Below are 14,037 nucleotides of genomic sequence, written 5' to 3' on the forward strand. Positions count from 1 at the left end.
GCCTCGTATTCGCAATCCTTGGGATCCGCGGTCTCGCGCTCAAATCACTCGAAACGGGGAACGACGTTGGCCTTGTCGATCATCTCGATGGGCAGCAGATACTCATGCTCGTCCACCTGCACCACGACGTCCTGGTCTTCCACACCGCGCAGCAAACCCTGGAAATTACGTCGCCCTTCGAAGGGCGACCGAAGTTTGACCTTGACCTGTTCACCGACGTGGGCAGCGAATTGCTCCAGGGTGAACAGCGGTCTATCCATACCGGGGGAAGACACCTCAAGGGTGTATTCATTGGTGATCGGATCTTCCACATCGAGTACGCCACTTACCTGGCGACTGACAGCCTCGCAATCTTCGACGAGAATGCCGTTGGGATGATCGATGTAGACACGCAGTAGCGAATGCCGCCCTTGGGAGATGTACTCGACACCCCAGCAGACATAGCCAAGCGCCTCGACGACGGGGGCCAGCAAGGCCTGCAACTGTTCTAGCTTGCTCGACACCTGGTTGCCTCGCGTTTTTTGAGAATAAAAAATGGGCATTACGCCCATCCCTAAGAGGTCTGCGCAAGAAAGCGCGACCCGAACTGTCCAGCCAACAAAAAGCCCCTAAAAAGGGGCTTTAAATAACTGGTTGCGGGGGCTGGATTTGAACCAACGACCTTCGGGTTATGAGCCCGACGAGCTACCAGACTGCTCCACCCCGCGTCAAAGCTGGAGCGAGATTATATTCAACTGAACTCTAGGAGTCAACCTACTCTATTCTCGCCGCGTCCTGCAGGACGTCTTTGCTATTTGGTGCCGAAGATGGGACTCGAACCCATACAGCCTATGGCCACTACCCCCTCAAGATAGCGTGTCTACCAATTCCACCACTTCGGCATGAAACCTTTTAAACCTACTTGGACTCCTGGGGCACGTCCCCGGAAGTACCACCCTGGGCAGCACGTGGCTGGCTCAGAGGAACATCGTTACCATCCTGCTTCGGCTGAGGAGCCTGCTGGACTGGCTGAGTGGGCAGACCCACCTCACGCAGACCCAGCGCACGGTCTTTGGCGTAATACCCCAGACCCAGGCTAGTCGCGAAAAAAACCGCGGCTAGTATAGCAGTAAAACGACTCAGAAAGGTAGCAGAACCTTGACTACCAAACACGGTACCCGAGGCGCCCGCACCAAAGGATGCACCGGCTTCGGCACCCTTGCCCTGCTGCATCAATACCAGCACGATCAGGCCAAGCGCCATCAGCAAGTGGATCACAACTACTGCAGTTTCCAACATTATCCACGTCCTGCAGCGCGGCAAATCGCACTGAACTCTTCAGCATTCAGGGAGGCTCCACCCACCAGCCCCCCATCAATATCCGGCATGCCGAACAACTCGGCAGCACTGGCAGCCTTGACACTGCCGCCATACAACAGCTGAAGGCCATCAGCGACCTCAGCATCGGCTTCGCGCACCAGGGCACGAATCGCCGCATGAACCTCTTGCGCCTGCTCCGGCGTTGCCGTGAGCCCCGTACCTATCGCCCAGACCGGCTCGTAGGCCACGACGGCATTGGCAAAAGCTGCCACTCCAACCACCTCGATGACCGCCTTCAGCTGGCCACCTACCACGTCCAAAGTGCGCTCAGCCTCCCGCTCTTCACGGGTTTCGCCGACGCAGAGCACGGGAATCATCCCGCCCTCCTGAATGGCCGCGAATTTCTTCGCCACCACCGCATCATCCTCGCCCAGCAGTGCACGCCGCTCGGAGTGCCCCACCAGTACGTAACGGCAACCGAATTCTGCCAACTGGGTCGAGGACACCTCGCCAGTCAGAGCCTTCTCACCCGCGACGGAGGCACAAGTCTGAGCCCCCACCATCAGCGACGTTGCCGCCAGCGCTTCAGCCACCCCCGGCAGATGCACCAATGTCGGAATCACCACGACATCAACACCCGCTGCGCCATCCAACCCTTTCAAGCCTGCGACCAGCGCCGACACGCCTTGCAGCGAGCCATGCATTTTCCAGTTACCGGCAACCAGGGAACGACGCATGCGTTTTACCTCAGGGAGCGAAGTGGGCGCAGATGTTACTCAATCGAAAACAGGCATGCAAGCAAATCAAGCACATACCTCGCTTATCAGCTCGGCGAGGGCCTCGGCATGGGCGCGCACCTCGCGCTCGTTCTCGCCTTCGACCATGACGCGCAGCAGCGGCTCGGTACCGGATTTGCGCAGCAGTACCCGTCCCTTGCCGGCCATCTTCTCGGTGACCTCGGCACTGGCCTGCTTGACCCGCGGATTCTCCAAGGGATCCTGGCCGCCACCGAACCTCACGTTTATCAGCACCTGTGGGCACTTGCGCAGCGCCATGCGCGCCTGGGCCAGGGTCTGGCCGGCATTGCGCAGGGCGATGAGCACCTGCAGCGCGGCGATGGTGGCGTCGCCGGTGGTAGTATACTGGCAACAGACCACATGCCCGGAATTCTCGCCGCCCAGCACCCAGTTGCGCTCCAGCAGCTCGGCCATCACATAGCGATCGCCTACCTTGGCGCGCACGAAGGGAATATCCAGTTCGGCCAGCCCCAGCTCGAGACCGAGATTGCTCATCAGGGTACCGACCACCCCACCCTCGAGGCGACCACGACGCTTGAGATCGCGGGCGATCAGATAGAGCAGCTCATCGCCATCCACTGCCGCTCCGGTGTGATCCACCATCAGCACTCGATCACCGTCGCCGTCGAAGGCGATGCCGATGTCGGCGTGCTGGTCGAGCACCGCCTGTTGCAGCCCCTCCAGATGGGTGGAACCGCAATCCTTGTTGATATTGAGACCGTCCGGCTGCACCCCGAGCACGCTGACATCAGCTCCGAGCTCACGGAAGACGCTGGGTGCGATCTTGTAGGTGGCGCCATTGGCGCAGTCCAGCACGATCTTCATACCGGCGAAACTGGTCCCGGTCGGCACGCTGCTCTTGCAGAATTCGATGTAACGACCCGCGGCATCGTTGATGCGCGAGACCTTGCCGATACGCGCCGAGTCGACCACGGTCATGGGCGTGTCGAGCAGCTCCTCGATCATGGTTTCCAGTTCATCGGGCAGCTTGGTGCCGGCGCCGGAAAAGAACTTGATGCCATTGTCGTAGTAGGGATTGTGCGAAGCACTGATAACGATGCCGGCGCTGGCCTGGAAGGTCCGCGTCAGATAGGCGATACCCGGCGTCGGCATGGGACCCAGCAGCATGACGTCGGCACCGGCAGCGGAAAGACCGGCTTCCAGTGCCGATTCGAACATGTAGCCGGAGTTGCGGGTGTCCTTGCCCACCAGCACTCGACAACCGCCGCGACTGCGAAAGGCGATACCCGCCGCCCAGCCCAGCTTGAGCATGAACTCGGGGGTGATGGGATACGTTCCGACCTTGCCGCGAATACCATCGGTTCCAAAATACTTTCTTGCCATCAGTTCTGTTCCTGCCTGAAGCCTTCGACCGCGGTGATCATCTTCACCGCGTCCACCGTTTCCGCCACATCATGGACCCTGAGGATCTGCGCACCCTTGGCCAGCGCTAGCGCCGCCAGAGCCAGACCGCCTGCCAGGCGCCCCTCTACGGGTCGCCCGGTAACCGCGCCGATCATGCTCTTGCGAGAAACGCCCACCAGCAAGGGTAGCCCAAAGGCGAGCAACTCGGTTTGTCGTCTGAACAGCTCGAGGTTGTGCTCCAGGGTCTTGGCAAAGCCATAGCCCGGATCCAGCACCAGCCGCCCGCGGCAGATCCCGGCCGCTTCGCAACGGGCAATCTGCTCGGCGAGAAAGGCGCCGACTTCGCCGGCGACGTCAGCATAGACGGGCGCCTGCTGCATGGTGCCGGGCTCGCCCCGCATGTGCATCAGGCAGACCGCCAGATCGGTCGCGGCGGCAGCTTCCAGGGCGCCGGGCCGGCGCAGCGAGCGGACATCATTGATCAGACCGGCCCCTGCCTGAGCACCTTCCCGCATGACTACCGGCGAGGAGGTGTCCATGGAGATGACGACATCCAGCTCTCGGGCGATCGCCTCGACCACCGGCACGACACGCTCGAGCTCCTCGACCTCGGACACCGGGAGCGCCCCTGGTCGCGTGGACTCTCCACCCACATCGATGATGGCAGCACCGGCCGTCATCATCGCCTCGGCATGGCGCAACGCGCTGTCGACAGCCGTATAGCGACCGCCGTCGGAGAAGGAATCGGGCGTCACGTTGAGGATGCCCATGACTTTGGGCGCGTCAAAAACAAGAACCCGATTGCCGCAAGGCAATCGGGTCGAAGGGAACGGATTGAACATGGGTGTTTCAGTGTTCTCCGGCCGGACCACCGATGGGCGTTTCAGGACGATCGCTACCGCTTTGCGGTGCCGGCGAATCACCGGTAGGACCACCCCGGTCATGCCAGTCGCGCGGCTCACGCGGCACCTTGCCCGCCATGATGTCGTCGATCTGGTCCGAATCGATGGTCTCGTACTTCATCAGGGCATCGGACATGAGTTCGAGCTTGTCGCGATTCTCGTCCAGCAGCCGCTTGGCAGTGTTATAGCAGTCGTCGATGATGCGACGAATCTCCAGATCGATCAGCTTGGCGGTCTCTCCCGACATGTTGCCGGCGCCACCACCCCCCGAACGACCCAGGTAGCCTTCGTTCTCTTCCTCACCATACAGCAGCGGACCGAGCTTCTCGGACAGGCCCCACTTGGTCACCATGTTTCGCGCCAGGGAGGTCGCCCGCATGATGTCGTTGGAAGCGCCCGTGGTGACGCCTTCGAAGCCCAGGGTCATCTCTTCGGCGATACGGCCACCGAACAGCGAACAGATCTGGCTTTCCAGCGCCCGCTTGGACAGGCTGTAGCGATCTTCCTCGGGCAGGAACATGGTCACGCCCAGGGCCCGGCCACGGGGAATGATGGAGACCTTGTAGACCGGATCGTGCTCGGGCACCAGGCGACCCACGATGGCATGGCCCGCTTCGTGATAGGCAGTGTTGCGCTTCTCCTTCTCGGACATGACCATGGTCTTGCGCTCGGCGCCCATCATGATCTTGTCCTTGGCCAGCTCGAACTCGCGCATATCAACGGTGCGCTTGTTGGAACGAGCGGCGAACAGGGAGGCCTCATTGACCAGGTTGGCAAGGTCGGCACCGGAGAAACCCGGGGTACCCCGCGCGATGACGCCCGCGTCGACGCGCTCGCCAATCGGCACCTTGCGCATGTGCACCTTGAGGATCTGCTCGCGGCCGCGGATGTCCGGCAGACCGACCACGACCTGGCGGTCGAAACGACCGGGACGCAGCAGTGCCGGGTCCAGTACGTCAGGCCGGTTGGTGGCTGCGATGACGATGATGCCATCGTTCATTTCGAAGCCGTCCATCTCGACCAGCAGCTGGTTCAGGGTCTGCTCGCGCTCGTCATGACCACCGCCCATGCCATTGCCACGATGGCGACCGACCGCATCGATCTCGTCGATGAAGATGATGCAGGGGGCATGCTTCTTGGCCTGGTCGAACATGTCGCGGACACGGCTGGCGCCGACACCGACGAACATCTCGACGAAGTCCGAGCCGGAAATGGTGAAGAACGGCACCTTGGCCTCGCCTGCCACGGCCTTGGCCAGCAGCGTCTTGCCGGTACCCGGCGAACCGACCATCAGCACACCGCGGGGAATACGCCCGCCGAGGCGCTGGAACTTGCCCGGATCACGCAGGAATTCGACCAGCTCGGTGACTTCTTCCTTGGCTTCGTCGCACCCGGCGACGTCGGCGAAGGTGGTCTTGACCTGGTCTTCCGACAACAGCCGCGCCTTGCTCTTGCCAAAGCTCATGGGGCCGCCGCGACCGCCGGCGCCTCCCTGCATCTGGCGCATGAAGAACATGAAGACCGCGATGATCACCAGGATCGGGAAGCTGGCCACCAGCAGCTGAGTCCAGATGCTCTGCTGCTCGGGTTGCTTGCCGGTGATGGTGACGCTGTTGTTCACCAGATCGCCGATCAGGCCATTGTCCTGGATCGCCGGACGAATGGTCTTGAAGGGATCGCCGTCACGGTGCTTGCCGGTGATGACATAGCCATCCACGGTCACGCTCTCGATCTGCCCGTCCTTCACCTGCTGGATGAAGTCGGAATAGTTGAGCGTCTGGGGTTCGTTGGGGCTGGAGAAGTTGTTCATCACGGTGACGAGCACCGCGGCGATGATCAGCCACAGGATCAGATTCTTTGCCATGTCGTTCAATTGACTACCCTCTGCGCCGGTTTCGTGGGTAAACCGTTCGAAGCGAAACCGGCAGTGACCGGTAAGTTACTACACAAAGCCTGGCCCACGGCAGACATCGTCTGTAACGCTATATGAGTCTTCTGCCTTTGACTCTAGGGCAAGGCAGACGTTGCGGCCATCAATTCTCTCAATTGCCCCTAAAACCGCGACCCAATAGCTATTGCTGGCGCGATCTGGTCCCGCGACACGGAGAGCCCTGGACCAGCCCGCCGTACTCCGCTCGCTCATATGGGGGCCAGGACGGAAATAACAAGGCCTCCCGCCGGACACCTGGTATCTGGCCCTGCGAACTGCCCAGGCAGATCCCCCGGGTGGCTTGCTTCCAGCCGCGAGTCCATCCACTACGGTCATGCCTCAGAGTGACCTGACGCCTGCGCTCGTGGCGGTATCCCTTGAGCCGGCGAGGCCGGTTCTGTCGGGGGCCACCGTCACGTTGTCGCGTATCGCTGGGCGGCACCGGGCAGCTGGGATAAACTGTTCGGCTTTTATCCGGGGTGAATTATGGCGCTCAACAACGAGCTCAAAAAGCGGTTCAAGGCGATCGGTCATCAACTCAAGCCGGTGGTCACCATCAGCGAGAACGGCCTGAGCGAAGGCGTACTGGGTGAACTCGACCGCGCGCTGAACGATCACGAACTGATCAAGATCAAGCTGGCCGTCACCGAGCGTGATGACCGCCGGGCCCTGATCGACGAGCTGTGCGCGTCGAGCAAGGCGGAGCTGGTGCAGGTGATCGGAAAGATGGCGCTGATCTATCGCAAGGCCCGCGAGCAGAATCGCAATCTGTCCAACGTGGTGCGCTACACCGCCTGATTGCCCGGCGCACGCCCGGGAACGGGCTGCAGCACCAGGATCAGTCCGCAGAGCAGCAGAACCAGGTAGCCGGCCAGGGCGGTCGGCCCGGTCCAGAAGCGTGCCAGTTCGTTCTGCAGCAGCACCGCCAGTGCACTGGCCAGCAGCAGCTGGCCGCGCAGGTCACGCCACAAGGCGCCCACACCTGCCCACCACACCAGCACCACGATCTGGGTAAAGACCCCACCGCCTGCGGCGCTGAGCATCATGCGTAGCAATTCTTCGCGTCCGGACTGGATCAGCAGCGGCGCCCAGCCCGCCTGGGCCAGCGCCACGGGGATGCACAGGTGCAGGGCGACCAGCGGGCCGACCCAGAACACCTGGGCCAGCTGCCAGGCGGCGGCGAGCAGCCTGGCGAGCCAGCCGCCGGCGCGATGATCAGACGTGACGGACGGCGACAATTTCGTATTCGACATTGCCACCCGGGGTCTTCACCACCACCACGTCCCCTTCTTCCTTGCCGATCAGCGCGCGCGCGATGGGCGAACCCACCGACAGCTTGCTCTGCTTGATATCCGCCTCGTCGTCACCAACGATCTGGTAGGTCACCGTCTCGTCAGTCTCGGTGTTGGCGATCTCCACGGTGGTGCCGAAGATCACCTTGCCGGTGTGCGGCAAGGCGGCCACGTCGATCACCTGAGCGTTCTGCAGGCGACCTTCGATATCGCGGATACGCGCCTCGACCATACCCTGCTGCTCACGGGCGGCATGGTATTCGGCGTTCTCCTTGAGGTCACCCAGCTCGCGCGCCTCGGCGATGGCCTGGGTGATCTGCGGGCGTAGCTCGGTCTTGAGATGCTTGAGTTCGTCTTCCAGGGCGCGAGCGCCCTGGACGGTCATCGGATACTTGGTCATGCCTTCACTCCTGCATGCAGATCTTGCAGACGGCGCACGGTCTTCTCGGCGCCGAATTTCAAAGCTTCGCAAATGGCCTGGCCGCCGGCAATGGTGGTGGTGCAGCAGAGCTTGTGCTGCAGCGCGTTGCGGCGGATCGAATAGGAATCAGCAATGGACTGCCGGCCTTCGGTGGTGTTGATGATCAGGGTGACCTCGTCGTTCTTGATCATGTCGACCACGTGGGGACGGCCTTCGGTCACCTTGTTCACGCGGCGCACCGGCAGACCGGCGGCCTCGATCACCCGCGCGGTACCGGCGGTGGCCACGACCTCGAAGCCGAGGCCGACCAGATCGCGGGCGACCTGCACGGCTTCGGGCTTGTCATCGTCCCGCACGCTGATGAAGGCGCAACCGGAATTCGGCAGGATCTCGTTGGCGCCCAGCTGGGCCTTGGCGAAGGCTTCGCCGAAGCTGTCGCCGACCCCCATCACCTCGCCGGTGGACTTCATTTCCGGGCCGAGGATGGGGTCGACGCCGGGGAACTTGTTGAAGGGGAACACCGCTTCCTTGACGCTGAAGAACGGCGGGATGATCTCCTGGGTGAAGCCCACCTCGGCCAGGGTCTTGCCGGCCATGACCCGGGCGGCCACCTTGGCCAGGGACTCGCCGATGCACTTGGAGACGAAGGGCACGGTACGGGAAGCGCGCGGGTTGACCTCGATGACATAGATGTCTTCACCCTGCACGGCCATCTGCACGTTCATCAGACCGATCACGCCGAGTTCCAGGGCCATCTTCTTGACCTGCTCGCGGATCTCGTCCTGGATGTGCTTGGGCAGCGAATAGGGCGGCAGCGAACAGGCGGAGTCACCGGAGTGCACGCCGGCCTGTTCGATGTGCTGCATGATGGCGCCGATCACCACGGTCTTGCCGTCGCACACCGCATCCACGTCCACCTCGATGGCGCAGTTGAGGAAGTGGTCGAGCAGCACGGGACTGTCGTTGGACACCTTCACCGCTTCGCGCATGTAGCGCTTGAGCTCTTCTTCTTGGTAGACGATTTCCATCGCCCGGCCGCCCAGCACGTAGGAGGGACGGACCACCATCGGATAGCCGATGTTCTTGGACAGGGCCAGGGCCTCGTCTTCACTGCGCGCGGTGGCGTTGGCCGGCTGACGCAGATTCAGACGCTGCACCATCTGCTGGAAGCGCTCGCGGTCTTCGGCGCGGTCGATGGCGTCGGGGCTGGTACCGATGATGGGCACGCCGGCTTCTTCCAGGGCGCGGCAGAGCTTGAGCGGGGTCTGGCCGCCGTACTGGACGATGACGCCCTTGGGCTGCTCGACGCGAACGATCTCCAGCACGTCCTCCAGGGTCACCGGCTCGAAGAACAGGCGGTCGGAGGTGTCGTAGTCGGTGGAGACGGTTTCCGGGTTGCAGTTGACCATGATGGTCTCGTAGCCGTCTTCACGCATGGCCAGGGCCGCGTGCACGCAGCAGTAGTCGAACTCGATGCCCTGGCCGATGCGGTTGGGACCGCCGCCGAGGATCATGATCTTGTCGCGACCGCTGGGCTTGGCCTCGCACTCTTCCTCGTAGGTGGAGTAGAGGTAGGCGGTGTCGGTGGCGAATTCGGCGGCGCAGGTATCCACCCGCTTGTATACCGGCAGCACCTTGAGCTTGTGGCGATGGGCCCGCAGGTTCTTCTCGGTGACGCCGAGCAGCTTGGCCAGACGCGCATCGGAGAAGCCCTTGCGCTTGAGCTTGCGCATCAGGTCGTAGTCGAGGTCGGCCAGGCCCAGGGTCTTGATGCGCTCCTCGTCCTTGATCAGGTCTTCGATCTGCACCAGGAACCAGGGATCGATACGAGTCAGTTCGAAGACCTTGTCCAGGCTGTAGCCCTGACGGAAGGCGTCGCCGATGTACCAGATGCGATCGGCACCGGGCACGGTCAGCTCGCGCTTGAGGGTGCTGTCGGCCTCGGGATCGGTCGGGTCCAGCTTGGGATCGAAGCCGACCACGCCCACTTCCAGACCGCGCAGGGCTTTCTGCAGGGATTCCTGGAAGGTACGGCCGATGGACATGACCTCGCCCACGGATTTCATCTGGGTGGTCAGACGGGCGTCGGCCTTGGGGAATTTCTCGAAGGCGAAGCGCGGGATCTTGGTGACCACATAGTCGATGGCCGGCTCGAAGGACGCCGGGGTACGACCGCCGGTGATGTCGTTCTGCAGCTCGTCCAGGGTGTAGCCGACCGCCAGCTTGGCGGCGATCTTGGCGATGGGGAAGCCGGTGGCCTTGGAGGCCAGCGCCGAGGAACGCGACACCCGCGGATTCATCTCGATCACCACCATGCGCCCGGTGTCCGGGCAGATGCCGAACTGGACGTTGGAGCCGCCGGTCTCGACGCCGATCTCGCGCAGCACCGCCAGGGAGGCGTTGCGCAGGATCTGGTATTCCTTGTCGGTCAGCGTCTGCGCCGGCGCCACGGTGATGGAGTCACCGGTGTGCACGCCCATGGGATCGAAGTTCTCGATGGAGCAGACGATGATGCAGTTGTCCTTCTTGTCACGGACCACCTCCATCTCGTATTCCTTCCAGCCGATCAGGGATTCGTCGATCAGCAGTTCGTTGGTCGGCGACAGGTCCAGACCGCGATTGCAGATCTCTTCGAATTCTTCCCGGTTGTAGGCGATGCCGCCACCGGTGCCGCCCATGGTGAAGGACGGGCGAATGATGCAGGGGAAGCCGACCTTCTCCAGCACGCCGTAGGCTTCTTCCATGCTGTGGGCGATGCCCGAGACCGGACAGGCCAGACCGATGTCCTTCATGGCCTTGTCGAAGCGCGAGCGATCCTCGGCCTTGTCGATGGTATCGGCGTTGGCGCCGATCATCTCGACGCCGAACTTCGCCAGCACGCCATGGCGCTCCAGATCCAGGGCGCAGTTCAGCGCGGTCTGGCCACCCATGGTCGGCAGCAGGGCGTCGGGGCGCTCCTTCTCGATGATCTTGGCCACGGTGGCCCACTTGATCGGCTCGATGTAGGTGGCGTCGGCCATCGACGGGTCGGTCATGATGGTGGCCGGATTGGAGTTCACCAGGATGACGCGGAAGCCTTCCTCGCGCAGGGCCTTGCAGGCCTGGGCGCCGGAATAGTCGAATTCGCAGGCCTGGCCGATGACGATGGGGCCGGCCCCGAGGATCAGGATGCTCTTGATGTCTGTACGCTTAGGCATGGGCTTCTCGAATGCAGGTAATCAGGTCAGGGTCGCGGTGGCCAACTTCACACCGAACCCCACGAACAGGGCGCCGACGCCACCGGTGGCGCCCGCGCTGAGGCGACGCCGCTGACGGAACCAGGCCGCCAGGCGAACGCCGCAGAAAATCAGGAACGACAGGTAGCAGAAGCTGATGGCTTCCAGGACCGCGCCCAGCACCAGAAAGGACAGCGCCGGATGGGCGTAACCGGGGTCCACGAACTGGATGAAGAAGGAGACGAAGAACAGGATCGCCTTCGGGTTCGACAGACTCAGCAGCAGGGCCTTGCGGAACGGCTGGTGGACGTCTTCGCGCAGGGTCGCCTCGGCCTGGCCCTGGGCCGGGCTGCGCCAGGACTTGAGTCCGCCGCGCAACATGCCCCAGCCGAGGTAGAACAGATAGGCCGCGCCCAGATACTTGAGGATCTGGAAGAACAGTGGCTCGGCCTTGAGCAGCGAGGCGACGCCCAGGGCGGAGAGCAGCATCAGCACGGCGTCACCGAGGAACACCGCGGAAGCCGCCTGGTAACCGCTGCGGATACCGCGCTGGGCGCTGGTGGCAAGCACGAAGAAGGAGTTGGGGCCGGGCAGCAGGATGACGAACAGGGTCCCGACCACGTAGGTCCAGAAGTCGATGACACCCAGATTCGCCAGCATGAGCCTTACCCTCCTTCCGTCTTAGCGGCGTGCCGCCATGGCCTGGATGAACTTGTCGAACAGCGGTGCCACGTCGTGCGGACCAGGGCTCGCCTCGGGGTGACCCTGGAAGCTGAAGGCGACCTTGTCGGTACGCTCGATGCCCTGCAGGGTGCCGTCGAACAGCGACTTGTGGGTGGCCCGCACATTGGCCGGCAGACTGGCCTCGTCCACGGCGAAACCGTGGTTCTGGCTGGTGATCATCACCACGCCGCTGTCGAGATCCTGCACCGGATGGTTGGCGCCGTGGTGACCATTGGGCATCTTCACCGTCTTGGCGCCGGAAGCCAGGGCCAGCAACTGGTGGCCCAGGCAGATGCCGAACACCGGAATCTCGGTTTCCAGGACGTCCTGGATCGCCTTGATGGCGTAGTCGCAGGGCTCGGGATCGCCCGGGCCATTGGCCAGGAAGACACCGTCGGGCTGCAGCGCCAGGGCTTCGCTGGCCGGGGTCTGGGCCGGCAGCACGGTGATGCGGCAGCCGCGGGCCACCAGCATGCGCAGGATGTTCAGCTTGACGCCGTAGTCGAAGGCCACCACGTGATAGGGCAGCTGTTCGGCCGGGATCTCGGCGTGGCTGTCGGTCTCCAGCGACCAGACGCTGGAACGCCATTCGTAGCGTTCCTTGACGCTGACTTCCTTGGCCAGGTCCATGCCCTTGAGGCCGGGGAAGGCGCGGGCCAGTTCCAGGGCGCGCTCTTCGGTAGCGTCTTCGCCGGTGAGGATGCAGCCATCCTGGGCGCCCTTCTCGCGGAGGATGCGGGTCAGTCGACGGGTGTCGATGCCGGCGATGGCGATGGTGCCGTTTTCCCTGAGATAGTCCGGCAGCGACTGCTTGTTGCGCCAGTTGCTGGCCAGCAGCGGCAGGTCACGGATGATCAGTCCGGCGGACCAGACCTGGGCGGCCTCGCCATCCTGCGGCGTGGTGCCGGTGTTGCCGATGTGCGGATAGGTCAGGGTGACGATCTGATTCGCATAGGAAGGATCGGTCAGGATTTCCTGGTAGCCGGTCATGGCGGTGTTGAACACCACTTCGCCGACCGTGTGGCCGTCGGCACCGATGGATTCACCGCGAAAGATGCTGCCATCGGCAAGTGCGAGTATGGCTGGCTTAGTCAAGAAGACCTCCGAAAATCAAGCCTTGGCGGGCAAACGCAGGGTGCAAAAAAACGGGATGACATCTCGAAGAGTCATCCCGTTTTAATGTTGTGATTTCATTCTGCGCTAGCTTTTAGTGGATACACTAAAGCTGCATTGTACAGGAATTGATCACGGCTGGCACCCCCGCGAGCGGTTCAGCGCAACTCCAGCACGTCCTGCATGTCATATAGCGCCGGTTGTTTGTCCTTGAGCCAGAGGGCTGCGCGTACGGCGCCCTTGGCGAAGGTCATGCGACTGGACGCCTTGTGGGTGATCTCGACCCGCTCGCCTTCACTGGCGAACAGCACCGTGTGATCGCCCACCACGTCGCCGGCACGTACGGTGGCGAAGCCGATGGTCTGGCGATCGCGGGCACCGGTCTGGCCTTCCCGGCCATAGACGGCCACTTCTTCCAGATCACGACCCAGCGCCTGGGCAACGACCTCGCCCATGCGCAGGGCAGTACCCGAGGGCGCATCGACCTTGTGCCTGTGGTGCGCCTCGATGATCTCGATATCGACCTCGTCACCCAGCACCCGGGCAGCGGTATCCAGCAACTTGAGACAGAGATTGACGCCGACGCTGAAGTTGGCCGCGAAGACGATGGGGATTTCCTTGCTGGCCTCCAGCAGGGTCAGCTTCTGCTCGGCGGTGAAGCCGGTGGTGCCGATCACCATGGCCTTCTTCGCCTTGCGGCAGAGCGCCAGATTCTGCAGAGTCACATTGGGGTGGGTGAAGTCGATGACGACATCGAAATCATCCAGCACCCGCGCCAGGTCACCCGACAGCATCACCCCGTTACGGCCGATGCCGGCGAGCTCGCCCGCGTCGGCACCCACCAGGCTGCTCTCGGGACGATCCACCGCGGCGGTAAGGCCGGCAGCGCCCTGGGTCTGCTGGACCGCTTCGATCAGGGTCTTGCCCATGCGCCCCGCGGCGCCCATTACAGCTATACGTCGCATCATCAGCTCCAGGCT

The 14,037-nt window shown here is 62.8% G+C and carries 13 protein-coding genes and 2 tRNA genes; 1 reads left to right on the top strand and 14 read right to left on the bottom strand.

The window, feature by feature from the left end; genetic code table 11:
- Positions 1-44: 44 nt before the first annotated feature.
- The 8 genes from rimP to ftsH form a co-directional block, all read right to left on the bottom strand.
- Positions 45-503, bottom strand: coding sequence for a ribosome maturation factor RimP (gene rimP, locus QE444_RS00210; protein ID WP_133863045.1), 459 nt, complete (start codon positions 501-503; stop codon positions 45-47).
- A gap of 127 nt (positions 504-630) precedes the next feature.
- Positions 631-707, bottom strand: a tRNA-Met gene (locus tag QE444_RS00215).
- 88 nt (positions 708-795) lie between these two features.
- Positions 796-881, bottom strand: a tRNA-Leu gene (locus tag QE444_RS00220).
- Between the two features lie 16 nt (positions 882-897).
- Positions 898-1,278 (bottom strand): preprotein translocase subunit SecG, encoded by a 381-nt coding sequence (gene secG, locus QE444_RS00225; protein WP_133863044.1) that lies wholly within the window; start codon positions 1,276-1,278, stop codon positions 898-900.
- A complete protein-coding gene (gene tpiA, locus QE444_RS00230; RefSeq protein WP_285389285.1) occupies positions 1,278-2,036 on the bottom strand; it encodes a triose-phosphate isomerase in 759 nt (252 codons plus the stop codon). The genes secG and tpiA overlap by 1 nt, the downstream gene beginning before the upstream one ends.
- Before the next feature lie 66 nt (positions 2,037-2,102).
- The gene (gene glmM, locus QE444_RS00235) at positions 2,103-3,440 is read right to left on the bottom strand and encodes a phosphoglucosamine mutase (RefSeq protein ID WP_158893783.1); all 1,338 of its coding nucleotides are present in this window, start codon (positions 3,438-3,440) and stop codon (positions 2,103-2,105) included.
- Positions 3,440-4,303, bottom strand: coding sequence for a dihydropteroate synthase (gene folP / locus QE444_RS00240; protein ID WP_285389288.1), 864 nt, complete (start codon positions 4,301-4,303; stop codon positions 3,440-3,442). The genes glmM and folP overlap by 1 nt, the downstream gene beginning before the upstream one ends.
- Positions 4,304-4,310: 7 nt before the next feature.
- On the bottom strand, positions 4,311-6,227 hold the full coding sequence (ftsH, locus tag QE444_RS00245) for an ATP-dependent zinc metalloprotease FtsH (protein WP_133863040.1): 1,917 nt from the start codon (positions 6,225-6,227) through the stop codon (positions 4,311-4,313).
- A 552-nt stretch (positions 6,228-6,779) separates the two neighbouring features.
- On the opposite strand from ftsH, the gene QE444_RS00250 reads away from it, so the two are divergent.
- Positions 6,780-7,091 (top strand): YhbY family RNA-binding protein, encoded by a 312-nt coding sequence (locus QE444_RS00250; RefSeq protein WP_133863039.1) that lies wholly within the window; start codon positions 6,780-6,782, stop codon positions 7,089-7,091.
- Here the strand turns inward: QE444_RS00250 and QE444_RS00255 are convergent.
- The 6 genes from QE444_RS00255 to dapB form a co-directional block, all read right to left on the bottom strand.
- Positions 7,079-7,531 (bottom strand): hypothetical protein, encoded by a 453-nt coding sequence (locus QE444_RS00255; protein WP_133863038.1) that lies wholly within the window; start codon positions 7,529-7,531, stop codon positions 7,079-7,081. The genes QE444_RS00250 and QE444_RS00255 overlap by 13 nt on opposite strands.
- Positions 7,509-7,985, bottom strand: coding sequence for a transcription elongation factor GreA (gene greA, locus QE444_RS00260; RefSeq protein ID WP_133863037.1), 477 nt, complete (start codon positions 7,983-7,985; stop codon positions 7,509-7,511). The genes QE444_RS00255 and greA overlap by 23 nt, the downstream gene beginning before the upstream one ends.
- A complete protein-coding gene (gene carB / locus QE444_RS00265; protein WP_133863036.1) occupies positions 7,982-11,203 on the bottom strand; it encodes a carbamoyl-phosphate synthase large subunit in 3,222 nt (1,073 codons plus the stop codon). Before carB ends, greA begins: the two co-directional genes overlap by 4 nt.
- Before the next feature lie 21 nt (positions 11,204-11,224).
- Complete coding sequence (gene leuE, locus QE444_RS00270; protein ID WP_007162660.1) at positions 11,225-11,881, bottom strand: leucine efflux protein LeuE; 657 nt, start codon at positions 11,879-11,881, stop codon at positions 11,225-11,227.
- A 21-nt stretch (positions 11,882-11,902) separates the two neighbouring features.
- Positions 11,903-13,039, bottom strand: coding sequence for a glutamine-hydrolyzing carbamoyl-phosphate synthase small subunit (carA, locus tag QE444_RS00275; RefSeq protein ID WP_309737145.1), 1,137 nt, complete (start codon positions 13,037-13,039; stop codon positions 11,903-11,905).
- Positions 13,040-13,215: 176 nt separating this feature from the next.
- On the bottom strand, positions 13,216-14,022 hold the full coding sequence (gene dapB / locus QE444_RS00280) for a 4-hydroxy-tetrahydrodipicolinate reductase (RefSeq protein ID WP_133863034.1): 807 nt from the start codon (positions 14,020-14,022) through the stop codon (positions 13,216-13,218).
- Positions 14,023-14,037: the final 15 nt, after the last annotated feature.

This window comes from Pseudomonas sp. SORGH_AS_0199, assembly GCF_031453735.1.
Lineage (GTDB): Bacteria > Pseudomonadota > Gammaproteobacteria > Pseudomonadales > Pseudomonadaceae > Chryseomonas > Chryseomonas aestiva.